The sequence below is a fragment of the Candidatus Kurthia intestinigallinarum genome, assembly GCF_003991225.1.
GTDB lineage: Bacteria > Bacillota > Bacilli > Bacillales_A > Planococcaceae > Kurthia > Kurthia populi.
The window spans coordinates 57,690-79,493 of sequence record NZ_JTFC01000026.1; the positions used below are offsets into that span (position 1 = coordinate 57,690).

Consider the following 21,804-nt stretch of genomic DNA (forward strand, 5'->3'; position numbering starts at 1 on the left):
GATTCCTTTAAAGGCGTCGTTCTTTTTTTACACCGTTTTATAATGGAGCTCCCCTCGCTTTTGCCTCTTCACCTCATATAGTACACTATCTGCCGCTTCAAACCACTCTGTATAGGTGTGTGTTTCAGCTGCATAGACACTGCCCATTGATACAGATAGCGGCAACGTCATATGCTCGTATGTAAATGACTCCGCAATTAAGGTCTCGTGGAAATAATGCGCAAACGCCACAACGTCCGCTTCTGAGGGCCCTTGATAATACACATAAAACTCATCGCCCCCGTAACGAACAAACATGGCCTTTTGTTGTTCAAAAAAATAATTGACGGCATCTGCCATTTGCTGTATTGCTTGATCACCAGAAATATGACCAAATGTATCATTAATCTCTTTGAAATGGTCGATATCAAAAACGAGCACGGTATGCTGGTGATAACGCAAACTAAACACTTCATAATGTTCCTCTAAATATTTACGGTTATGCACATTTGTCAATGGATCACACCATGCAATTTTCTGAAGTTGCTCAATATCAACATATTTTTTAACAGATTGAAGCTGCGTTGTCACAAAGTCTGCATTCACCAAATCCATCGTTTGTTTCAATTGTTTTAAATCCTGAAAATAGTGTCTTTTTGATTGCGTTTTTTTTGATAAAGAACATAGTAATTCATATAATTCTTTATTCCAACTATGCTTGTTTGGGTGCTGTGCAATTTCTTGTTTCAAGACAGCATAAGCCTTGTCGAATTGCTGTTGTTTTCCAAGCCATTCGACATATGTTTTTACCCATGCTAGACGGCTTTCTCCATCATCTTCTTGTAATTGGGCTTTCACGATTTCAAGTAGCTCATCTGCTTCCTCTAAACGTTCCATCGCAATTAAAATTTTGGCATAATTCATCAGGGCACGATTGTTTTGTGTGCCCTCTTTGCGCGTTGCTGCAAAATAAGCCATACTTTTTTGGGCATACAATAAGCTTTCGTCAAACTGCTGCTGATTAAAATAATAGACACTCAAATTATGATAAATTTTCACTAAATGTGTCCGGTCGTATTGTTCCGCTAATTGCTTGGCGCGATCTAAATACATAAAGGCCTGCTCCAAATCATCATTTCGTCCTTGAATCGCCGCTAGTGTATTTAAATAGCGGATTTTCTGTGCCACATCACCATACTTTTCAATATATGTTGCATTCTCTGCTAAAACTTGTGAAGCGAGTGTTAAGTGACTTACATTAAAATATAAACTAGCCTTACATAGCGTAAAATGAATGACTTGCTCGTGCGCCTCTTCTAGTAGTAATTGCTCTATGACTTGATCAACAAGTTGAAAAAAGTCATCAACTTGATTTGTATCGAAATAGTCATTTAATGAAATAACGGATTCTTTTAAAATGCTATTCATATTTTTCATTCACCACCTTTTTTCCTATTTTATAAATTATTGTCTATGAAAAATTAAATACTTCGCTGTATATATGTACCCTAGAATAGAAAAAAGGAATCACGCAACTGCGTAATTCCTTTACTGAATGACATAATTTAAGAAATTAATGCCTTAACGACTTTCGCCATTGTTTTACCGTCAGTTTTTCCTGCGAGTGCAGGTTTCGCAATTTTCATTGCCTCGCCCATATTCATACCGGTTGTAACACCCGCTTCTGTTAATACTGCAACAACTTCCTCTTCAGACAATTGTTTTGGTAAGAACGCTGTTAAGATTTCTAGCTTACGTTTTTCATCCGCAATTAAATCATCGCGACCCGCTTGCTCTGCACCTTCTAGCGCTTGTTCCGTTTGTTTCACTTCGCGTTGGATAATCGAAATTTCATCTTGCTCTGAAACCGGTGCACCTTGTTCTTTCGCTTGAAGGTCAATTGCTGCCTTCACAAGTTGTAGTACCCCTTTTTTCAATGAATCCTTGTCACGCATTGCTTGTTTTAATTGTTCAAATACAGCATCTTTTATCATGCTTATCAGCTCCTATGACTCTATTGTAGCACTTTTTGTTGATTTTGGTACGCGCACGAAAAGATGCACGATTAACCCGATAATCGTAAGCACTAATAAAGAACCGAGTGCCACACGACTAGCAAGTGTCCCGTAATCTTTTAGCATTAAGGTAATCGTCCCGTATAGCGCAGGACCTACAATGGACGATACTTTGCCAGAAAAGGCAAATAAGCCGAAAAACTGGCCGGTCTTCTCTGGTGGCGACAGCTGAATAATGAACGTACGTGAAGTCACCCATGTTGAGCCGAGTGATACACCGAATAAAGAGCCCGCAATCCAGAACATCCATTGCTCCTGTGCGAATACCGCAATTAATAAAGCGGCAATCATAATGAAACAAACAAAGGTTACAGCCCGTTTCGCACCTGCAGCTCGTGTAATATTACCAAAAACAAGCGAACCAATGATCATCGAAATTGTACTTACTAAATACAGTAAAATAAATTGTCCAGATGTAAAACCAACAACAATCGTCGCATACACCGCCATCATCGCAATCGCGGTCTGCAGCGCATCATTAAGAAAGAAATAGGTAATCATAAACGTAAAAATCGCTTTATGCTTTTTCATATCCTTTAGTGTTACTACAATATCCTTATAGCCTGTGAAAAATGGAATGCGTTCAACTTTTGGTTTCGGCTTATCCTTTAAGATAAAAAATAAGGGCAATGAAAACAGTAAAAATAAGAGCGCGGTTGGAATAAACGTATCCACATTACTCCATTTAATGGAGATTGGATAGACGAGTAGCCCAATAAGGGTCCCGACACCGCCAAGTGCGACACCATAACCTGAAATAAGCGGGATTTCTTTATCATTCCCAAGGTCCGGTAGCATCGAGTCATAAAATACGAGGCTCGAATTATAAAAGAATTTAGCGAAAACATACGCAATGACAACGAGCGCAAGACTCATTGGCACACCAAAAAGGGCACTATCAAAGCTTATCTTACCAAAGACGCCCATTAAAATCGTAAAGCCAACCGAAAATAGTGTGAAATACATCGTATAGCGTTTTTTTAATCCTGTCCGGTCAACGAGTACCCCGTAAAGCGGCGAGCAAATCACGAGTAAAATACTCGCCACCGCATTGGCGTATGAAATAAAAGTACTTGCCACCTGCTGCTTTACTTCGTCTGTGCCGAGTGTGTCATTCATATAAAATGGGAAGAAAATCGTATTAATATTCGATGAAAAAATCGTATTGGCTAAATCAAAGAGCGCCCATGCTATAATGGGCATCGATAAATAAAGCTGCATCGCTTTGCGCGGTTCTTGCTGTTGCATACTATGTCACTCCTTTCTTGGCCTAAAAAGAGGTTGCCCAAGCGGACAACCTCTTTACTTTAAACATGAACATGACGTAACTGATTTAAAAATGCTTGAATCATCGCATTGCCTTCCTCTGTACCAATCGATTCAGGGTGATACTGCATACCATAAACCGGATAGTCGCGGTGGCGCAGTGCCATAATTTCATAATCGTCCGAAGCGGTTGCCGTTATGATGAGCTCTTCTGGCATCGTTTTCGGGTCGATGACTAATGAATGATAGCGCATTACTTGTGGCGTTTCGGATGCATTCGCAAATAAATCATCGCGTGAATGAATCGTTAGCGTCGAAAACTTGCCGTGCATAATGCGCTCGGCACGGACAATTTTAGCCCCAAATGCTTGCCCGATTGACTGGTGACCGAGGCAAATGCCAAGAATCGGAAATTCCTTATACAATGAGCGAATGACTTCAAGTGTAATGCCCGCTTCGTCTGGTGTCCCTGGACCGGGTGATAAAATAATGGCTTCTGGCTGCATTGCCCGAATCGCTTCGATGGTTACTTTATCGTTTCGTACAACGACTACCTCACGCCCAAGTGCCGCTACTTGCTGGTATAAGTTATACGTAAATGAGTCGTAATTATCGATTAATAAAATCATACGTCTTGCACCTCCAATAATGCTTTTGCTTTGTTGATGGTCTCTTCGTATTCATTTATGGGAATCGAATTATAAACAACCCCAGCCCCTGCTTGAACATGGGCTTTGCCCTTTGTCACAACCATTGTACGAATCGCGAGTGCCATATCTAAATCACCCGATACAGATAAATACCCAACCGCACCGGCATACACACCTCGTTTTACAGATTCTAAGCCATTAATTAATTGCATCGCACGAATTTTCGGTGCACCTGATACCGTACCTGCTGGTAATGTCGCCTGTAAGACATCAATCGGATGCACATCCTCGCGTAATTCACCCGTTACTTCTGAAACGATATGCATGACATATTTGTAGCGCTCAATTTTCATATATTTATTAACATGAACCGAGCCAACCTTCGCAAGTCGCCCTACATCATTACGTCCTAAATCAACAAGCATACGATGCTCTGCTAGTTCCTTTTCATCTGCTAACAGCTCTCGCTCAAGCGCCTCATCCTCCGCAGTCGTTTTACCACGGCGACGTGTACCGGCAATCGGGTTTGTTGTTACAAGACGCTTGTTCACCTTCACAAGACTCTCTGGCGATGTTCCTAAAATCGTATAGCCATCAAAATCCAAATAATACATATATGGCGATGGATTACTTAGACGTAGCTTACGATACAAGCTCATTGGATTGCCATTAAACGGAGCGGAAAAACGCTGTGATAGCACAATTTGAAAAATGTCGCCGCGCTTAATATGTTCCTGTCCCTGTTTTACCATGTCACAAAAGTGTTCTTCGGTAATCGAGGAGGTAAAGGATACTTCGTCAAGTTCCTGCGGCGCAATCAGTGTTGGATGCTCGATTTGATGAATCATGCTATCAACAATATGTTCAAGCTCTGTTTTCGTTTTTCCCTCATCAAATAAGTCAATTGCAACGACCGATAACTTTTGCAGTACATGGTCAAAAACGATGAAGCGGTCGAAAAATAATAAATGCATATCTGGCATGTCGAGTTCATCCTCTAGCATCTGCCCAATTTGCTCATGGTAAAAGGCTGTCTCATACCCTACATAGCCAATGGCACCACCATAAAATGAAAAGGGTAGTTGCTGCACATTCCCCGGAATCAATTCACGAATAACATCAAATGCCGGCTTTTTTTGCAGGCTACGTGAGCCGTCCGCTTCAACAACGATGACTTCGTCTGCCGTTGAAATCAACTCTTTAATGGGATTCGCAGCAACAAATGAATAACGACCGCTTTCCTCATGCTTTGCACTTGATTCAAATAAAATCTTTTTCTTGCCGTATAACGAATGATACAGTGAAATCGGTGTCACCATATCTCCCGGAATATCCTTTTGAATAAAAACTTTCTCTCTCTGCTCTACTGTCATGTGTTTCAATCCTCTCTAAACTAGCTCTCTCTGCTCGGTCATAGAGAAATCCATCCATTAAAAAAGTCCTCTACCGCGCTCCTAAGAACGCGATAGAGGACGAATGGAATCCGCGGTACCACCTCGATTACAGCTACTCGCTGTCACTCATACATAACGGTGTACGACCGGATTTCCCTACTGTCATTCAAGAAACCACTCTGAGGCCCATTCCTAGCAGACATGCTCCTAGGCTCACACCATTCCTAGGTCGCTCTTAGTCATGCGGTTGCTCGTACTCTCCCTCATCAACGTGTTTTATATCGTGATTGTAGTCATTATACAAAACATTGTCAGATATTTCAATCTAATTTGGCATTTTCTGACTGGCGGCAAAATTTCAACATATAATGCACATAGCGCCGATTCGTCGTAATTTGATGTGTCAGCGATTCAGCAATGACCTCGAAAAATTCATTACCGCGGTCCGTACCGCGTAGTTCACGCTTTGTACGACGCTCATCTGGCCAACGTCCGATAATATAATCCTCTTCCTCAAGCTCCCATGAAACATTATATAAATAGCCGTTTGACGGCGCCCAGCCATATTGGTCGAGCATTTGCTTTTCGACTTCTGCCATTGAAAATGTCGTTCGTGTCTGCGCCATGCGGAAAATCATATAGCGCACGATGTCTTTAATCGAAATCAATTTTGAAAAGTAGCTACGAAATTCCTCTGGTAATAAATGGTCCGGACGCGGCGGTTTATCGCCATTTTTCGTCAGCTCATAATAGAAGCGGTCTAGTACAAGAACGATTTCGTAGAAGCGGTGATAATACAACTCTCGATATCTCGCAAGGCGTTGCTGCCCGATTTCTGTAATCGAGTAGCATACTTTTCTTCCTTCTAAATGTGAGGACATCGCGCCTTCCCCTTCTAAGTTTTTCGCAACGCGTGCGACATATTCGTACCCTACCGAGCGCCCAGGGAATGTATCTAAAAAACTAAAATACACTTCACGCGGATATTTCGGTCCTTTTTGTACTTCATATAAAAAATAAAGGGCAATCGTATCTTTAACGCTAAATCCGACTGCTTGTTGGAATGTTTTCTCTTTCACGCTATCACTCCCTAATGAATGGCCAGCTTAGCCGTTACTTTTGATGAAGAAAGGCCGCTTGTGTCATAGACAACCACGCTCGCTTTATACGTTTTTTTCGTTGCGAGCTTTTTCGTTGTAAAGCTAGAGGTTGTCGACTTCCCTACATACTGACCGTCTAAATAAATTTTAGCATACGCATAGTCCGGTGTGTTCTTTACATCCCAAGAAATACGCGCTTTTTTGTTTGTAGCAACGCGAAATTGAATATTTGTTGCCTGTGCAGGAGGTGTCGTATCGACTTTCGTAGCAAAAGTCGCTTCAACAGGCTCTGCCGCATCCCCTTGCGCATTTAATGCACGCACAGATACTAACTGCACCTCATCCGACGTTAAATTTTTCAATGTGTACGACGTTTTTTTCGTCCGGGCGATTTCCTCGTCATGCAGCGAGATAATAAGTGAATCCCATGTATCCTCTGCCGATTTCGTAAATTTTAAAATCGCTGTATGATCCGTAATACCGCTTACCTTAAAGGATGACGGTGCAAGAGAGCTTTGTGGTTCGACATATGTATAATGCGGCATACCATAGCCAAATGTCGTATCATAGCCTTCCACACCTAAATCTTTTGAGCTGGCAATCAATTTTTCTTTTAGTTGCTGCGGCGTACTATACGGATACTGCTCTTTTAATAATGCTACCATCCCTGTAATAAATGGTGTCGCAAAAGAGGTCCCACTTGCCGTATAAAGCTCGCCGTTGACCGCAATGGTTGGAATATTTTCCCCAGGTGCCACAAAATCGATGCCGCTTCCATAGTTTGCAAAGGTACTACGTTTATTTTTTGCTGAAATTGACGTCACTGCAATGACTTCTTTATAGCGCGCTGGATAAGTGACGCTTTTCATTTTATTATTCCCTGCAGATGCCACAACGACGATATTTTTCGCATAGGCTTTTTTTATGACGCGATGAAGAGCTGGAATATCACTTTGAAGCCCCGATGAAATTGAAATAATATCTGCCTTGTCCGAAATGGCTTGGTCTACCGCTTCAATTAATTCTTTAACATCGCCGTCCTCAGTGCCATCTTTATATTTATACGATGCAATGGTTACCTTCGGGGCAACACTGAAAATCGAAAAATCTTCATTGTCTTTAATAGGCTTTGCGCCAATAATGCCCGCAACGCCCGTACCATGCCCCTCTTCAAATCGGTCGAGCACATCGCCTTCATTGATTTTTTTCGTATAAGGATTGTCAGTCGTAAAACTATAGCGCTCCTTAACATTTGATAATAGTTTACTGTTTTTATTAACCCCTGTATCGATAATCGCCACACGAATACCTTTACCTGAATAACCATTGGCCCACGCCACCGGAATTGTTAATTTCTTTAGATGTTTCGTTGGTACTTCTTCTGTATAAAGCGGTTGTGCCTGCGCAACCGCTCCGAATGAAGGACCAGTTAAAACCGCACAGATTGCTGCTATCGAAATGATTCGTCGTCGCATTGCCATCCCTCCTATTAGCCTTATTATACGAAATTTACACAAAAAAAGAATCTGCTAGCGTGCAGATTCTTTCACTTTATTGCCAATTAGACCATATTTTATTTGAATACGCTCTAACTTTTCACCAATAGGTTTCGTTAACAGTAATAAAAAGACAACATTTGATACAGCGTAAGCAATTGTAAATGGTAGTGCCGTCCCAGCTGCTTGTAAATAACGCGTCCACGAAAATGCGCCATCATACGACATAACCGTCCAAATATCCATAATGAATGAGAACAATACCCCGGCGATAATGCCGTATAAAATAAGACCGATTTTTGTCTCCATTAAAGAAGTTTTACCGAGCCAACCAGCAATGTAACCAATGATGCCCCATGTAAACATTTGAAAAGGTGTCCACGGCCCTTGCCCAAATAGCATATTTGATGCGATGGCTGACACAGCCCCGGTTAAAAAGCCCGCTTCTGGCCCCATTTTAAAACCGGTAATCGCCGTAATCGCCGTCACCGGTTTAAACGCAGGTACCCACGCAAAAGCAACGCGCCCTGCGACGGAAATGGCTGACATGACCGCGATAATCATAATTTCGCGCGCATGTGGCTTGCGGCGTTCAAATTGTAAGAAAAAGGGCACGCAAGCTAATAGCACGACGATCATCGAAATAATATTGTATTTATTATCTTTTAACAATGTTGCGCCGACTATTAGTAATAGTGGAATGGCGATAAAAATAATACTAAGTGAAACGAGTTGTTTAGCTTTCAACGAGCACACCCTCCTCATAATATTGAATGAGTTGCGATGGCGTAATCGCGTGCTCAACGACGTGACGGCTCATACGGTGCGTAGCGGTCGTATAAAAATGATTGCCGCTATAAAAGGCGACGCGGTCATCTACCGACACGATATTACCATCGAAAAATAAGGCTGCGCGATCCGCAAACTCCGCTGAAAACTCGACATCATGAGTCACGATGAAAATCGTTAAGCCTTGCGCTTTTAACTGCTGTAAAATTTCGGCGAAAACGCGTTTTGAGGCGCCATCCATACCCTTCGTTGGCTCATCTAACAATAAAATTTTTGGCTCGTTTAACAGCACTTTCGCGAGCGCGACCTTTTGCTGCTCACCACCACTTAAATCAAAAGGATGATGCTCAAGCACATGTTCAATTCCGAGCTGTGCGACCATCGCGGCGATTTTAGCTTGTTTTTGTGCCTCCGGTATGGTCCAAATTGACGCTAAATCTTCAAATTCCTTGCGTACGGTTTTTGCGACAAAAATCGTTTGTGGATTTTGTGGTAGCACCCCAATAAACTGACGATATAACTCTTTTTGGCGATATTTTTTAAGCACACGCCCTTCAAGTAACACCTGTCCACGATAAAGCGGCATTAAGCCAGCCATCACTTGCATTGCCGTTGATTTGCCCGAACCGTTTCCACCAAGCAACGTGAAAATTTCCCCACGCTCTAGCGTCAAATCAAATTCTTTTAAAATATCATGGCCTTTTGCTTCGTAGCGGAACCAGCCTTTTTTCACTTCTAAAATGGGGTCATGCGATACAGCTGAGTTTGGCATACGCGCCGTTCCTTGTACGAAATGCTTTGTTAGCCATGCGCGTCCTTCACGAATCGTTAGCGGAGCGTCATCTTGTAGCTGCAAGGCATGATGAATACGCAATGGCGTCGGTAAACCGAGTAGCATCGGGTGCTCGCGGTCAATTGCTTGTAGCTCACTCGCAACGGCTTTCGGTGTACCGTTGGCGATTATTTCACCTTGTTCAAGCATGACGACGCGGTCTGCAAGTGGATATACTTCTTCTAGGCGATGCTCGACTAATAAAATCGTTAAGCCGAGCTCTTTATTTAATTTTTGCAGCGTTTGAATAAATTCCGTTGCCGCAATCGGGTCTAACTGCGATGTCGGTTCATCTAAAATTAAAACCTCTGGCTGCATGACCATAACACTAGCCAAATTAAGTAATTGTTTTTGACCACCCGATAAATGCATCGTATCCGCATGAAATAGCCCTTGGATACCAAAGAAATTCGCCATTTCCGCAACGCGTCGTCGAATCGTACTCGGCTCGACCCCTAAATTTTCGAGCCCAAATGCGAGCTCATGCCACACTTTATCGGTAACAAGTTGATTTTCTGGATTTTGTAGCACATAGCCAATTTTCTCAGCTCGCTCACGTTCGGTCAGCGAATCGAGTGCTTGATTGTTTAAGAAAATGTCCCCGCTTCGTTCGCCATGGGGTGCAAGTTCTTGTTTTAATTGTTTTAATAATGTTGTTTTCCCACAGCCTGAAACCCCACAAAAAACGACAAATTCACCTTGTTCAATTGCTAAATTCAGCTGTTTTAATGCAGGTCGTTTGGCGAGTGGATACGTGAAATCGAAATCTTTGAAGTTAATGAACGCCATTTGCGCACCTCCTGTAATTCAAGTAATAATGGTAGTAACGCTAAGACGGCGTAGCTACTATAAACGATGAGCTGTGGCCACTGCCATGAGAGCCCACTAAACGTTGGGTAAAAATAAAAATCATTCCAATCGTGCCAAGAAGCAAACAGTTGGATAGCAAAAAATGAGGCAATTAATGCAAGTAGCGAGCCATCGCGTTTCGTAAAAATAAAAATCGAAAATGTTGAACGCCCTGAAAGCCCATAGCCACACGCCTTCATCGAATCTGCACTTTCAATGCCATTTTCAAGTGCCCATGATACTAAAATTGATAATACGCGCATCGCACTTTTAATGCGTTGCCACATGTTCCCAACACTTGGGTCCATACCAATCGCTTTTTGGGCATTCATAATTAAATGAAGTTGTTGCTTGAAACGCGGAATTAGGCGCATCGTCACCGAAATTAACAATGCAACTGCCGGTGAGATTTTACCGAATAAATAAATGAATTTATCGGTCGTCATGAGCTTGCTGAACGCATTAAACCAAAATAGTACCGCCAGTAGCATACAACTCATCGCCAAGCCATAAATGATTGCTTCAAGTGTAATTGGCTGGTAGTTGACGTAAAACAGCACGATTTCCCCGTCATGACTAATCAATGGATTGATGAGCGCTGCAATTAGCGCAAATGGCACAAACCATTTTAAAGACGCCGTAAATGCGCGTGCATCAATGGCAACATTTAGTAAAATGGCACAAATGAGTGAGATAATTAGTAACACAGGATGCATATAAAACATCGTCAATCCCGTAATGACCGCAAAATAACTAAATAATACGATTGGATGTAATGTATTTAAACTATACATAGCGCCACCTACTGATCTGCAAGGCCAATATCGCGCCCTAAATTCGTCGTATAATGCCACGTAATTTTATCGCCATCTTTTATATCATATGCTGATGCCCCGACACCAGGTGCTTTACCGTTAACGGCAAACATCCAGCCAGATAGGCTACCCGCTTGCTTTTCATAAATATGATTGATGCCTTCTACATAAACAGAACCATAGCCTGATTCCCCTTCGCCTTCATATTCGAAGTGGATGCCATGTTTTTGCAAGGCTTTTCGCGTTGCCGTCCAGGCACTATCTCCTTTTTCAATCGTGTACGTGCCTGCTTTTAAAATAATGCCGTTTGACGGAACATATTTTGTGCTTTGCAGTGCTTCAGGTAAGCGATTGAAATGCTCCTGCTGCAGCAATGTATCCACGCGTACTGACACCGTCACCGTTTCTTTTTTATCTTCTTTTTGTGGTGTTGTCGGCTTCGGTTTCGCGGTATTATCAGGCGTCGGTTGCTTCACAGGTGCAGTTGTTGCAGGCTTTTGATGTTCGCTTGTTGTTTTATCCGCTGACGTGGGCTGTTTATTAGTAGTATCGGCCGCTGAAGTAGTAGATTTTTCATCCTGTGCAGTGGCTTCTTTTGGCGTTGCCGTTTTTTCTTCTGCCGCTGGTTTCGCGTCGTTCGTTTGCTGCTCCTCTGTTTTTGCTGGCGCTGCAGGTGTAGCTACCTTATCTGTATCTTCTATAATCTTTTCTTTATCAACCTGCTTATCGATAGCTTCCTTGTCATCCGGCTTTATTTCTGCTTTATCCTTTCGTTCTTGTGCATCCTCGCTCGATTTCTGTTTGTTTGCAGCCTCTACGGGTTCTTGTTGTGCCGAACTCGTTTCATTTACTGTCGATGATGCAGTTGCAGCTTGCTCACTCTCTAAGCGCGCTTTTTCTTTTTCATATTCATCAACGGATTGCACGTTGCACGCACTAAGTAGCATCGAAGCGGCTAACATTCCTCCTAATAAGCGTTTCATCTAAAAATCCTCCTTATACGTCAAAGAGGGCGCTGGAAATTCCAGCCCCCTACAGTGACAAAACTCATTATTTTACACGTACTTTCAGCGTTTTTGATTTGTTGCCAGCCGTATCTTTCACCATTACTAACAATGCTTTTTTCGTTTGTTGCTTTGGAATTTTTACGCTGAATTTGCCTGTTGATGATGCTTTCGTGCGATATTTTTTGCCGTTTACTTGAACGATTACTGTTGCATCTTTTTCAGCTTTACCAGTCACATATTTCGTACCTGCTTTTACCGTATTCACTTTCGCCACAGCCGGTGCCGTTTTATCCGCTACTGTTACCGTTTTAACTTTTGAGGTATTGCCCGCAGCGTCTGTTACCGTCACGACTAATTTAGTGCCAGCTTTTTGCTTCGCAATCGCTAAATCGTAGCGTCCTGTGCCATCTGCTAATGTCGTTGCAAGCACTTTTTTACTAGATTTCACTGTCACCGTCGCATATTTCTCAGCTGTGCCTTTTAGCATTGTTGATTTATCCGACACTGCAGAAATCTTTGCGGCTACCGGTGCAGTTGTATCATAGTTAAATTTTGTTGCGTCCACTGCTGATAAATCATAGTATGGTGTTTGTTGTGCATATGCGGTTAGTGCTTGTGCAGCTTGTACGTTTGAGATTTGGTTCACTGTACCTTGTGCTGAGTTTTTAAACGCATGCTGTGCTTTATCATAACTTGTTAATAAGTTTGATACCGTCCATGCACCATTCGCTAACACAAACTGCTCGTGTTGCTGTGGATTAATGCCAAGTGCTAATTGCGCAATAATAAGCTGTGAAACAGATTCTGGACTATCTCCTTTTGCCCATTCACTATAGAAGCCGGCCTGGTCGCTTAATTGTGACTGCATAAATGCCAAGCCTTTTGTGATGACCTTATCTACAGCTGGTTGTGTTTTATAGGGCGCAAGTGCTGTGATCGCCATTGCCGTTGAATCGACATCGGCACCCGTTGCCCATTCACTTGATGAGCCCCATGAGAAGCCACCGTCTGAATAAGCTTTAGTTACAAGGAAGTCTACGATTGCTTCACGTGAGAAATCCGCTTCATTCGCTTTAGGCACCGCATAATCGTTGGCATCAAGCGCTGTTAATAGCCAGTAGTAATCCATTTCTAATAGCTCAAATGCCGTATCTACATCGCCTTTTGCTTTTTGTTGTTGCGCATAAGCGACCATTTTTTCGATTAAGTTAACGCCGCCTACATTCGTTGCATCCTTGCCGATGGCTGTCACCGCAAGCACAGTTGTTGCGTATTTACTAACAGCAGAAAAGCTTGCAAAATTATTTTTTGCTTCCGCTTCTACGGCTTGATAGTATGTATCGTAATAATTTTTCGCTACAGGGAAATTGGCTTTCGCTAATGTCAGTACCGAGCTCCCTAAATCGGTTGTTGGTGTTTTTGCCATCGCGTACGTAAATGCCGACGCATCATTTAATGCTGCCGTATATGATACCGCCGATGCTGTATTGCTAGCGATTGGTGTGACTTCTTGTGCTTGTGCACTCCAAGCTGGCACAGCGCTTAATGTAAGTGCTGCCACAACTGAAGATGCTACCCATTTGTTTTTGAACATAAAAAAATCCTCCCCTGATTTTTAGAATTTTCACGCAACAATTCTTAGGGAGGACAACTATATATAATAAGCCAAAAAAGCTTGCAAAACAGCACTTCCCCTCGAAGTTTGTTAACGATGTAGAAGCAGGTCTCCTGGCTCGTGGTCACTTTACTTTAGCTGCTTCTCATTACTTTATATCAAGTAACAATGCATCGTGCTAGTTCATCACACATACAGTAGCGGGGCTGCGTTGGCTTTTCACCAATCTTCCCTATTATCCCTCATGGGCACTTCTACATATTCAATTGTTCTATAGTATTCCATAAAAACGTTCGGATGTAAACGCTTTTTTTCTAGAGAAAATAAATAAAATCGCCTAACCTCGACTTATTTTACGAATGAAATAAGTTGAGGTTAGGCGAATAGAGCGGTCGTACGCTAGACGGCGACTTCACATTTTTTATGCGTATTATAGGCATGTAGTTGCTCCTCTGTTAAGTTTTTTACGTACAAATGAAAATTCATCGACTGCAGTCCATACTGTTCACAAGCCTCGCAATAAATTCGATACCCTTCACGATACATATCCATTTTTACCAATCCTCTCTGAATGTGTTAGTTGTTATATAACAAATATCTTTTATAAAAATAATATATAACAGTTTGAAACAGTCGTCAATGATATTTATCAGAAAATTTAAAAATAAATAAAAAAAGAGCCCTGCCTCTATGGCTAAGCTCTTGTCAATTGAGTGTTCTGGCCTTTTTTAAGCGCGTCATCATTTTGCGATACATCTGTACTAATACTTCGGCGATTACAAGTCCCATTACGATTGCACCGGTAATAATTCCGGTTTTTAAAAAGAACTGTAGAGATTCATTGTATTCATTCGCTACAACATGACGCATTGCCTCATACGCTAAGCCCCCGGGTACAAGTGGGATAATACCCCCTACAACAAAAATCAGCATCGGTGTTTTGTGTTTAAATGCTTGGTAATGGGCCACAATCGAAATAATAAATGCCCCGCAAAACGATGCGGTGACACTGTCTACTTGCTGCTGAATCATCGCGTAATAAATGAGCCACCCAATCATCCCAACGAGTCCACACGGAATGAGTGTTGATTTTGGTGCGTTGAAAATAATCGCAATGCCATAGGTAGCAACAAATGCACACACAAGTTGTAAAACATAATCCATAGCAAAGTCTCCTTAAAATAAAATAAGTACAAAGGCGATACCCGAACCAATCGCTAGGGCTGTAAGAGATGCCTCTGCGCCTTTTGTGACGCCGGATACAAAATGCCCCGCCATCATGTCACGCACCGCATTGGCAATCGGGACGCCTGGTACAAGCGGCATAACCGCGCCGATAATGATTTTATCCTCTTCAAAGCCAAAGCCTATATAGAGCGCGAGTAGCGTCATTAAACCAACTGCAATGGATGCAGTAAATTCGGCAAAAAACTTCACCTTTGTAATCGCATTTACGCGTAAGCAGACCCAGTGCCCGATGCCCCCCGCAATCGCTGCGGCTGGCATATCCCAAACGGAACCCATAAAAAGAATGACGAAGCAACCACTTGCGATTGCTGCGTAAATAACTTGTGCAAGTTCTGAACGAAAAAGATTTTTATTTTCAAGCGTTTTTAATTGTTCATACGCTTCTTCAATTGATAATTGATTTGCTGTTAGTGCACGAGAAATCGTATTAATTTCAGCGATTTTTGATAAATCTGTTGCGCGTCGTGGAATTTGTGCAATACGTGTCGGGCTTTCATGACCAGCTGAAAAAATAATACCGGTTGGTGTCACAAAACTTTGTGCATCCTGATAGCCCTGTGAACGTGCCATGCGAAGCATTGTATCTTCTGCACGATACGTTTCTGCGCCGCTTTGCATGAGTAAGCGCCCTGCGAGTAAAAAGCAGTCCGCCGCAAAGACAGATGATGTATCCATCTTGTCCCTCCTTATAAAATAAAAGTAAGGAGCCAAAAAATCGCTGGCTCCTTAACATTATAGTAGTTATTTGTGGTTTTGATAACCCATTATTTTGCAGGCATACGTGTTGCTGCATCAAGACGAATGAGTTCCGCATTTAAATACGCACTCTCAATCATATATTTCACCGTAAAGGCATATTCAGAAGGATCCCCTAAACGTTTTGGATATTCTGGGATTTGGCGTAAGGAAGCAAGCGCATTTTCTGGCATTCCTTGCATCAGTGGTGTTTCAAATAATCCTGGTGCAATCGTATTAATACGAATATTTAAGCTTGCGAGGTCGCGGGCAATCGGTAAAGCCATGCTCGCAATGGCACCTTTACTTGCGCTGTATGCGGCTTGTCCCATCTGGCCATCAAATGCGGCAATCGAAGCGGTGTTAATGACAATTCCACGATCTGGATGCTCGTCCGTCGGCTCATTTTTAGCCATTTGTTCTACCGCAAGGCGCAATACATTAAATGTTCCAATTAAATTAATATCGATAATTTTCTTAAAGAAATCAAGCGACATCACGCCTTTACGACCAAATACTTTTGCGGGCGGTCCGATACCAGCACAGTTTACAGCGATATCTAAATGCCCGTGCTTCGCCATAATGGCGTCAATCGCTTGTTGCACTTGCTCTTCACTCGTAACATCAACTTTGTGGAATGTGCCGCCGATTTCTGTCGCTGCTTTTTGACCATTTTCTTCGTTGACATCAAAGATTTGTACCACTGCGCCGTTATCCGCTAGCATTTTTGCTGTCGCAAATCCTAGTCCTGATGCCGCTCCTGTTACAATCGCTACCTTTTGTTCAATATTCATTGTTCATCCCCCTATTAGCCTTCTATTTAGATTTCTCTGTAGATGTCTTAATAAAACGTAATGGTGACACAAGTTGCATATTTTCAACAAGCCCTCTTGCTTGTGCATGGGGTTGCTGTGTGGCTTCTAAAAATGTTAATACAGGCGTGATGCAGAGTTCAGGCTCATTCCTTAACATCGCTTGCCATTCCGAAAAATCATGCGCATAAATGGCCTGTGCGACCCGTTGTTTTTTCATCACATCATCGAGTTCAAACCAATTTGTAATCGCTAAAACCTCACTCAAGCGTTGCTGGAATTTTGGTTCGAGTGACCCGACTCCCACATAGCGGCCATCTTTCGTTTCATAGTAGTCATAAAAGCTACCACCATTTAACGCCTCCGCTTCTGGCTCGATCGTTTGATTAGTTGCGAGCTGCATCGGACCAAATAATGGGTGCAGTGACAACGCCGCATCGAGCATACTAATATCGACTTGCTGTCCCTTACCTGTTGTCCCGCGTTCAATGACTGCTGCAAGTAAACCGATGACCGCATGAAGCGCGCCACCTGCTATATCTGCAAGCTGTAAGCTACTCGCTACAGGTCGCTCTCCGGCTCGACGTAAACTATTGGCTACACCAGATAAGGCTAAATAATTAATATCATGCCCGGCATGTTCCGCAAGTGGTCCCGACTGCCCGTAACCAGTAATTGAGCAATAAATTAGTTCAGGAAATCGTGTACTTAGCGTCTGATAATCTAACCCGAATTTCGCCATAACGCCCGGTCGAAACTGTTCAACTACAATATCATATTCTAATAACAAATCCTCAACTTCGCGCAAGCCTTCCACTGTTTTCAAATCAAGTGTCCGCGTGTTTTTGCCACGATGTAAATAGGCGTAACTCGCAGAAACCCCGCTATCAAGTTGTGGTAAGAGTTCCTTTACAACATCTGCTTTATTTGGTGCTTCAATATGTAATACGTCTGCACCTAAATCAGCGAGTAGCATTGTCGCAAATGGCCCTGGCAATAACGTCGAAAAATCGAGTATTTTCAATCCTGCGAGTGGTCCCTGCATCGCGCCACCTACTTTCCTAAAATATCATTGGCAATAATTTGTTTCATGATTTCGGATGTACCACCATAAATTCGTTGTACACGCGCATCAACAAAGGCACGTGCAATCGGATACTCCGTCATATAGCCGTAGCCACCGAATAATTGTAGGCAGCCATCAATAACTTCACCTTGTGCCTCTGAGCACGTCAGCTTCGCCATACTTGCCGTTGCTGTATCCAGTGTATCTTGCTCAATCAACGTCATGCATTCATCAACAAAGGCGCGGTGCATACGTACTTTCGTCTGCATTTCCGCGATTTTAAAGCGCGTATTTTGGAAATCACTAATTTTTTTCTTAAATGCCTCGCGCTCCTGTACATAACGGATGGTTTGCTCCATCGCGCCTTCCATCGCACCTTGTGCACAAACAGCTAATGTTAAGCGCTCACGCGGCAACTCATTCATTAACACCGCAAAGCCTTCATTTTTAACGCCTAAAATATGCGAAGCCGGCAACACAACTTCATCAAAGAATAACTCAGACGTATCACATGAGTGTAAGCCGATTTTCTTTAAGTTTTTACCGCGTTCAAAGCCCGCAACTGTTGGGTCATCTAAAATGAATAATGATGTTCCTTTTGATGCTTTCACAGATGTATCGGTCAATGCTGCGACAATAATAAAATCGCCTAGCTGGCCGTTCGTAATAAACGTTTTCGAGCCGCTAATACGGTATGAATCACTCGCTTCATCATATGTTGCGGTAGTTTTAATACCTTGTAGGTCACTCCCCGCACCGGGCTCTGTCATCGCAATGGCCCCAACTAATTCACCTGATGCAAGCTTCGGTAAATACTGTTGTTTTTGTTCTTCTGTCCCTGAGCCTAGTACATAATGGGCCACGATATTTGAGTGAACTGATAAATTAATGGCGATAGCCGTATAGCCTAGTCGTGTCAATTCATCGATCACAAGTGATGAATAACGATACGAGACGCCTGTACCACCGTATTCTTCAGGGATATCGATACATAAAAGCCCCTCATCTCCTAATTTCGTCCATAAATCACGTGGTACACTGCCCGCATCTTCCCATTCTTCGTAATAAGGTGCAATATGTTTATCCGCAAATCCTTGAATCGATTTTCGGAATAATAGTAAATCATCATCTTCTTGACGTCGTTTTGTTATCATACTTCATCACTCCTTCTATGCTTGTGCTTTATATAATGCAAGAACCATGCCAACAAATAATGCCTGTTTTGCAACAAAAACTGTTCACTTTCGAGCACATTTTTGTAAAGTTGTTCACTTTTCTGTACAATATTGTAAAGAGTATGGAGGTGTACATATGTTTATTCGTGAATTTATGGTAGAAGATTTCCCTTTTTTAACGCGCGAGACAACTTTACAGCAAGCGATTCATTTATTTTTAGAAGCACCTGCTAATATGCTACCTGTTGTTAACGAAGCACAGGAACTGATTGGCATTTTGACGCGTAACCGGCTATTGCGCGCGATTAATGAGCAATTACCGCTGTCACATCACATCGAAGCATTTGTAAAACGCGATGTTGTCTATTTAGAGGATGATGCAACAATTGAAGAGGCTAAGGAAGCGTTAATGAACAATAATGTCGGGCATGCGCCGATTTTGAATGCAGCCTATCAGCCGATTGGTTTATTGTCGACAGCACAAATTTTGACAGCCTATGATCACTTATATGAACGCCTTGAAAATCAATGGCGACTCGTTATTGAGCATTTGCCGTTTGCGCTAGCGACATTTGATTTAAATAAAACGATTTTATCGCAAAATAAAAATGCAAAAAAACTGTATAAAGAGTTAAGTGAAGCAGAACGCGAAGCGATTTTTTCTATTACGGATAATATGCTACGAGAGGAATTAGCGCCGATTCGCCAAAAGCTAACACTGCCTTCTCGTACACTACTTGTGCAGTGCTTTCCACTAAAGCGTAGAGAGCAGCATATCGGCATGGTCATCGTCGTTGAGGATTGGACGAATCTTGAAACGTTAACGAATGAATTGAAATTATCGAAAGAATGGCAAGCAAAGCTTCAGTCGATAATGGCACTTGCGTATGATGCCCTAATTTTAACGGATGAGCAAGGACGTATTACGATGGTCAATAATGGTAGTTGTGAGCTCTTTCACACAGAGCAGCAGCGATTGCTTGAGCAACCGATTCGTTCATTACTGCCAGACCTGGATTTTGCGGGCGTTTTTGATAAAGGGCTCCACTATGTCAATACACCCGCGACAATTCAGGGAATGCAATGCCTTGTGACACTCATGCCGCTTGACACACAGCAGCAAACACTCGGCATCATTTGTAAAATTACGTATCGTGGCTTAAAGCAGCTCCAAAGCGCGCTTAAACGGGTGAACGACCTTGAAAAACAAGTAACAAAATATGAAAGTGAAATTCAATCCATTAAAGGCACGAAATATTCGTTTGCGAGTATTGCCGGCACCTCAGATGTCATTACACAGGCGATTCAAGAGGCACAAGCTGTCGCAAAAAGTCGTTCCACTGTTTTATTACGTGGTGAGAGTGGTACCGGCAAGGAATTATTTGCGCACGGTATTCACGTTGCCTCTGCACAAACAGGGCATTTTGTAGAAGTAAACTGTGCCGCCATTCCTAAAGAGTTAATGGAATCGGAGTTTTTTGGTTACGAAGACGGGGCTTTTACGGGCGCGAAACGTGGTGGTCAAAAGGGGAAATTTGAAATTGCGCAAAATGGCACCTTATTTTTAGATGAAATTGGCGATATGTCACTCGATTTACAGGCGAAGCTCTTACGTGTCTTACAAGAAAAAGAATTCTCGCCTGTTGGTAGTGCGAAGAAAGTCATGCTGCAGACGAAAATTATCGCCGCAACAAATCGCAATCTAGAGCAAATGATTGCAGAAGGTACTTTCCGGCAAGATTTATATTACCGTTTAAATATTATGCAGATTCAAATTCCGCCGCTTCGGGACCGTTTAGATGATATTCCGGCTATTGTCGAAACCATTTTAAAAGGCTTAGCCGCGGATGGTTTTTATGTGCAAGGCATTATGCAAAATGCATTGTCTGCTTTAATGCAATATACGTGGCCCGGCAATGTACGAGAGCTTCATAATGTGCTCGAGCGTGCCGCTAACTTAGCAGTGGATGGCTGGATTACACGTGAGACATTGCCGTTATTTAGCAGTGAACAGATAACTGTTGTACAGCCCCGTATTACTCACGACAAATCAATGGCATCTATCTTAGCCGATAAGGAGCGGCAACTCATTGTTGAGGCACTTGCTCGCAATGGCGGCAACAAATCAAAAACGTGTAAAGAACTTGGCTATAGTCGCACGTGGCTTTACAATAAAATGAACGAGTATCAAATTTAATATAAAAAAGCGCCCTGCCTTGCTTAGGACGCTTTTTTTGTTGCAAATTTTGGCTGAGAAGATGGATTGGACTTTTCTTCTTTATGATATTGAATAGCGGAATGTTTTAAATAGCTCATCGCACGTTCTAAATCTTTTGCTTGTTGGCGTTGGTAAAGCCACATAAAAAGAAATGGGAAAATAGCAAAAATCACTATCGCTGAAATCATAATTGTTAATGTCACCTTAATCTCCTCCTTCGAATTCATAACTTACTATTTAAATTTCCTCTTTTTTTCGATAAATAAACTAAAATATCTAAAAATTACGACTTTTATTACGCGTATGTAACAAATATAACGCTTCATGACATTTTTCTGTGCCTTCAAACATAAAAAACAGAAATCAGCGAATGACTTCTGTTCTTTCATACTTATATTTCTGCTAAAATCATCATGATAATCGTACCAATTGCAATGAAAGCAGTCATTGCTTTCCAAGGTTTTACCCGTTGTTGCCCAAATAAAAATGGTAATGCAAATAAACCGATTAGTGCGCCAAACATCAATGCGCCAACAAAATGCACGCCCCAGTTAAGTGGTGCTAATAATTCTGTCATAACCGGTACCCATAACCATGCCGTAAAGCCCCATACGATTACTGTGATGACTCCAATAAGTAGCTGTTTCATTGTCATGCTCCTTTATTATGTAATAATAAAAAAT

General features: G+C 42.2%; 21 protein-coding genes, 1 riboswitch and 1 other annotated feature. Of the genes, 1 reads left to right on the forward strand and 20 read right to left on the reverse strand.

Features of this window, described 5'->3' with window-relative positions; translation table 11 throughout:
- Nucleotides 1-27 precede the first annotated feature (27 nt).
- From QI30_RS06285 to QI30_RS06370, 18 genes are all read right to left on the reverse strand, one after another.
- A complete protein-coding gene (locus QI30_RS06285) occupies nt 28-1,407 on the reverse strand; it encodes a tetratricopeptide repeat-containing diguanylate cyclase (RefSeq protein WP_158620975.1) in 1,380 nt (459 codons plus the stop codon).
- A 137-nt stretch (nt 1,408-1,544) separates the two neighbouring features.
- Nucleotides 1,545-1,973, reverse strand: coding sequence for a GatB/YqeY domain-containing protein (locus tag QI30_RS06290; RefSeq protein ID WP_126990079.1), 429 nt, complete (start codon nt 1,971-1,973; stop codon nt 1,545-1,547).
- A 12-nt stretch (nt 1,974-1,985) separates the two neighbouring features.
- The gene (locus QI30_RS06295) at nt 1,986-3,302 is read right to left on the reverse strand and encodes an MFS transporter (protein ID WP_126990080.1); all 1,317 of its coding nucleotides are present in this window, start codon (nt 3,300-3,302) and stop codon (nt 1,986-1,988) included.
- Between the two features lie 59 nt (nt 3,303-3,361).
- Nucleotides 3,362-3,949, reverse strand: coding sequence for an anthranilate synthase component II (locus tag QI30_RS06300; protein ID WP_126990081.1), 588 nt, complete (start codon nt 3,947-3,949; stop codon nt 3,362-3,364).
- Nucleotides 3,946-5,343 (reverse strand): anthranilate synthase component I, encoded by a 1,398-nt coding sequence (gene trpE, locus QI30_RS06305; protein WP_126990082.1) that lies wholly within the window; start codon nt 5,341-5,343, stop codon nt 3,946-3,948. Before trpE ends, QI30_RS06300 begins: the two co-directional genes overlap by 4 nt.
- Before the next feature lie 92 nt (nt 5,344-5,435).
- Nucleotides 5,436-5,643 (reverse strand) — a binding site (T-box leader).
- A gap of 41 nt (nt 5,644-5,684) precedes the next feature.
- Complete coding sequence (locus tag QI30_RS06310) at nt 5,685-6,443, reverse strand: hypothetical protein (RefSeq protein ID WP_126990083.1); 759 nt, start codon at nt 6,441-6,443, stop codon at nt 5,685-5,687.
- 11 nt (nt 6,444-6,454) lie between these two features.
- A complete protein-coding gene (locus tag QI30_RS06315) occupies nt 6,455-7,939 on the reverse strand; it encodes a S8 family serine peptidase (RefSeq protein WP_126990084.1) in 1,485 nt (494 codons plus the stop codon).
- A 54-nt stretch (nt 7,940-7,993) separates the two neighbouring features.
- Nucleotides 7,994-8,707, reverse strand: a complete 714-nt coding sequence (locus tag QI30_RS06320) for an ECF transporter S component (RefSeq protein WP_233600538.1) — start codon at nt 8,705-8,707, stop codon at nt 7,994-7,996.
- Nucleotides 8,697-10,370, reverse strand: coding sequence for an ABC transporter ATP-binding protein (locus QI30_RS06325; protein WP_126990085.1), 1,674 nt, complete (start codon nt 10,368-10,370; stop codon nt 8,697-8,699). Before QI30_RS06325 ends, QI30_RS06320 begins: the two co-directional genes overlap by 11 nt.
- Nucleotides 10,307-11,224 (reverse strand): energy-coupling factor transporter transmembrane component T, encoded by a 918-nt coding sequence (locus QI30_RS06330; protein WP_126990086.1) that lies wholly within the window; start codon nt 11,222-11,224, stop codon nt 10,307-10,309. Before QI30_RS06330 ends, QI30_RS06325 begins: the two co-directional genes overlap by 64 nt.
- 8 nt (nt 11,225-11,232) lie before the next feature.
- Nucleotides 11,233-12,228 (reverse strand): DUF4430 domain-containing protein, encoded by a 996-nt coding sequence (locus QI30_RS06335; protein ID WP_126990087.1) that lies wholly within the window; start codon nt 12,226-12,228, stop codon nt 11,233-11,235.
- A gap of 67 nt (nt 12,229-12,295) precedes the next feature.
- Complete coding sequence (locus QI30_RS06340) at nt 12,296-13,846, reverse strand: prenyltransferase/squalene oxidase repeat-containing protein (RefSeq protein ID WP_126990088.1); 1,551 nt, start codon at nt 13,844-13,846, stop codon at nt 12,296-12,298.
- A gap of 107 nt (nt 13,847-13,953) precedes the next feature.
- Nucleotides 13,954-14,138: riboswitch (cobalamin riboswitch) on the reverse strand.
- 128 nt (nt 14,139-14,266) lie between these two features.
- Nucleotides 14,267-14,419, reverse strand: a complete 153-nt coding sequence (locus QI30_RS06345) for a transcriptional regulator (RefSeq protein ID WP_126990089.1) — start codon at nt 14,417-14,419, stop codon at nt 14,267-14,269.
- 153 nt (nt 14,420-14,572) lie between these two features.
- Complete coding sequence (locus QI30_RS06350) at nt 14,573-15,031, reverse strand: threonine/serine exporter family protein (RefSeq protein WP_126990090.1); 459 nt, start codon at nt 15,029-15,031, stop codon at nt 14,573-14,575.
- Between the two features lie 12 nt (nt 15,032-15,043).
- Nucleotides 15,044-15,790, reverse strand: a complete 747-nt coding sequence (locus QI30_RS06355; RefSeq protein WP_126990091.1) for a threonine/serine exporter family protein — start codon at nt 15,788-15,790, stop codon at nt 15,044-15,046.
- 89 nt (nt 15,791-15,879) lie between these two features.
- Nucleotides 15,880-16,644, reverse strand: a complete 765-nt coding sequence (locus tag QI30_RS06360) for an SDR family NAD(P)-dependent oxidoreductase (RefSeq protein WP_126990092.1) — start codon at nt 16,642-16,644, stop codon at nt 15,880-15,882.
- Between the two features lie 22 nt (nt 16,645-16,666).
- Nucleotides 16,667-17,707: a CaiB/BaiF CoA transferase family protein gene (locus QI30_RS06365; protein WP_126990093.1), complete on the reverse strand. Its 1,041-nt coding sequence runs from the start codon at nt 17,705-17,707 to the stop codon at nt 16,667-16,669.
- A gap of 8 nt (nt 17,708-17,715) precedes the next feature.
- On the reverse strand, nt 17,716-18,882 hold the full coding sequence (locus tag QI30_RS06370; RefSeq protein WP_126990094.1) for an acyl-CoA dehydrogenase family protein: 1,167 nt from the start codon (nt 18,880-18,882) through the stop codon (nt 17,716-17,718).
- A gap of 157 nt (nt 18,883-19,039) precedes the next feature.
- Between QI30_RS06370 and QI30_RS06375 the strand changes: the two genes are divergently transcribed.
- On the forward strand, nt 19,040-21,100 hold the full coding sequence (locus tag QI30_RS06375) for a sigma-54-dependent Fis family transcriptional regulator (protein WP_158620976.1): 2,061 nt from the start codon (nt 19,040-19,042) through the stop codon (nt 21,098-21,100).
- A 23-nt stretch (nt 21,101-21,123) separates the two neighbouring features.
- On the opposite strand, the gene QI30_RS06380 is transcribed toward QI30_RS06375, so the two are convergent.
- Together QI30_RS06380 and QI30_RS06385 are read right to left on the reverse strand one after the other, a co-directional pair.
- Complete coding sequence (locus QI30_RS06380; protein WP_126990096.1) at nt 21,124-21,324, reverse strand: hypothetical protein; 201 nt, start codon at nt 21,322-21,324, stop codon at nt 21,124-21,126.
- A gap of 188 nt (nt 21,325-21,512) precedes the next feature.
- Nucleotides 21,513-21,770: a hypothetical protein gene (locus tag QI30_RS06385; RefSeq protein WP_126990097.1), complete on the reverse strand. Its 258-nt coding sequence runs from the start codon at nt 21,768-21,770 to the stop codon at nt 21,513-21,515.
- Between the last annotated feature and the right edge of the window lie 34 nt (nt 21,771-21,804).

Excerpts from the sequence above, each read along its gene's own strand:
- QI30_RS06370 (WP_126990094.1), bottom strand. The coding sequence starts at position 18,882 with ATGATAACAAAACGACGTCAAGAAGATGATGATTTACTATTATTCCGA.
- QI30_RS06340 (WP_126990088.1), bottom strand. The coding sequence starts at position 13,846 with ATGTTCAAAAACAAATGGGTAGCATCTTCAGTTGTGGCAGCACTTACA.
- QI30_RS06330 (WP_126990086.1), bottom strand. The coding sequence starts at position 11,224 with ATGTATAGTTTAAATACATTACATCCAATCGTATTATTTAGTTATTTT.
- QI30_RS06285 (WP_158620975.1), bottom strand. The coding sequence starts at position 1,407 with ATGAATAGCATTTTAAAAGAATCCGTTATTTCATTAAATGACTATTTC.
- QI30_RS06290 (WP_126990079.1), bottom strand. The coding sequence starts at position 1,973 with ATGATAAAAGATGCTGTATTTGAACAATTAAAACAAGCAATGCGTGAC.
- QI30_RS06335 (WP_126990087.1), bottom strand. The coding sequence starts at position 12,228 with ATGAAACGCTTATTAGGAGGAATGTTAGCCGCTTCGATGCTACTTAGT.
- trpE (WP_126990082.1), bottom strand. The coding sequence starts at position 5,343 with ATGACAGTAGAGCAGAGAGAGAAAGTTTTTATTCAAAAGGATATTCCG.
- QI30_RS06365 (WP_126990093.1), bottom strand. The coding sequence starts at position 17,707 with ATGCAGGGACCACTCGCAGGATTGAAAATACTCGATTTTTCGACGTTA.
- QI30_RS06355 (WP_126990091.1), bottom strand. The coding sequence starts at position 15,790 with ATGGATACATCATCTGTCTTTGCGGCGGACTGCTTTTTACTCGCAGGG.
- QI30_RS06345 (WP_126990089.1), bottom strand. The coding sequence starts at position 14,419 with ATGGATATGTATCGTGAAGGGTATCGAATTTATTGCGAGGCTTGTGAA.
- QI30_RS06300 (WP_126990081.1), bottom strand. The coding sequence starts at position 3,949 with ATGATTTTATTAATCGATAATTACGACTCATTTACGTATAACTTATAC.
- QI30_RS06350 (WP_126990090.1), bottom strand. The coding sequence starts at position 15,031 with ATGGATTATGTTTTACAACTTGTGTGTGCATTTGTTGCTACCTATGGC.
- QI30_RS06325 (WP_126990085.1), bottom strand. The coding sequence starts at position 10,370 with ATGGCGTTCATTAACTTCAAAGATTTCGATTTCACGTATCCACTCGCC.
- QI30_RS06360 (WP_126990092.1), bottom strand. The coding sequence starts at position 16,644 with ATGAATATTGAACAAAAGGTAGCGATTGTAACAGGAGCGGCATCAGGA.
- QI30_RS06295 (WP_126990080.1), bottom strand. The coding sequence starts at position 3,302 with ATGCAACAGCAAGAACCGCGCAAAGCGATGCAGCTTTATTTATCGATG.
- QI30_RS06315 (WP_126990084.1), bottom strand. The coding sequence starts at position 7,939 with ATGCGACGACGAATCATTTCGATAGCAGCAATCTGTGCGGTTTTAACT.
- QI30_RS06385 (WP_126990097.1), bottom strand. The coding sequence starts at position 21,770 with ATGAAACAGCTACTTATTGGAGTCATCACAGTAATCGTATGGGGCTTT.
- QI30_RS06375 (WP_158620976.1), top strand. The coding sequence starts at position 19,040 with ATGTTTATTCGTGAATTTATGGTAGAAGATTTCCCTTTTTTAACGCGC.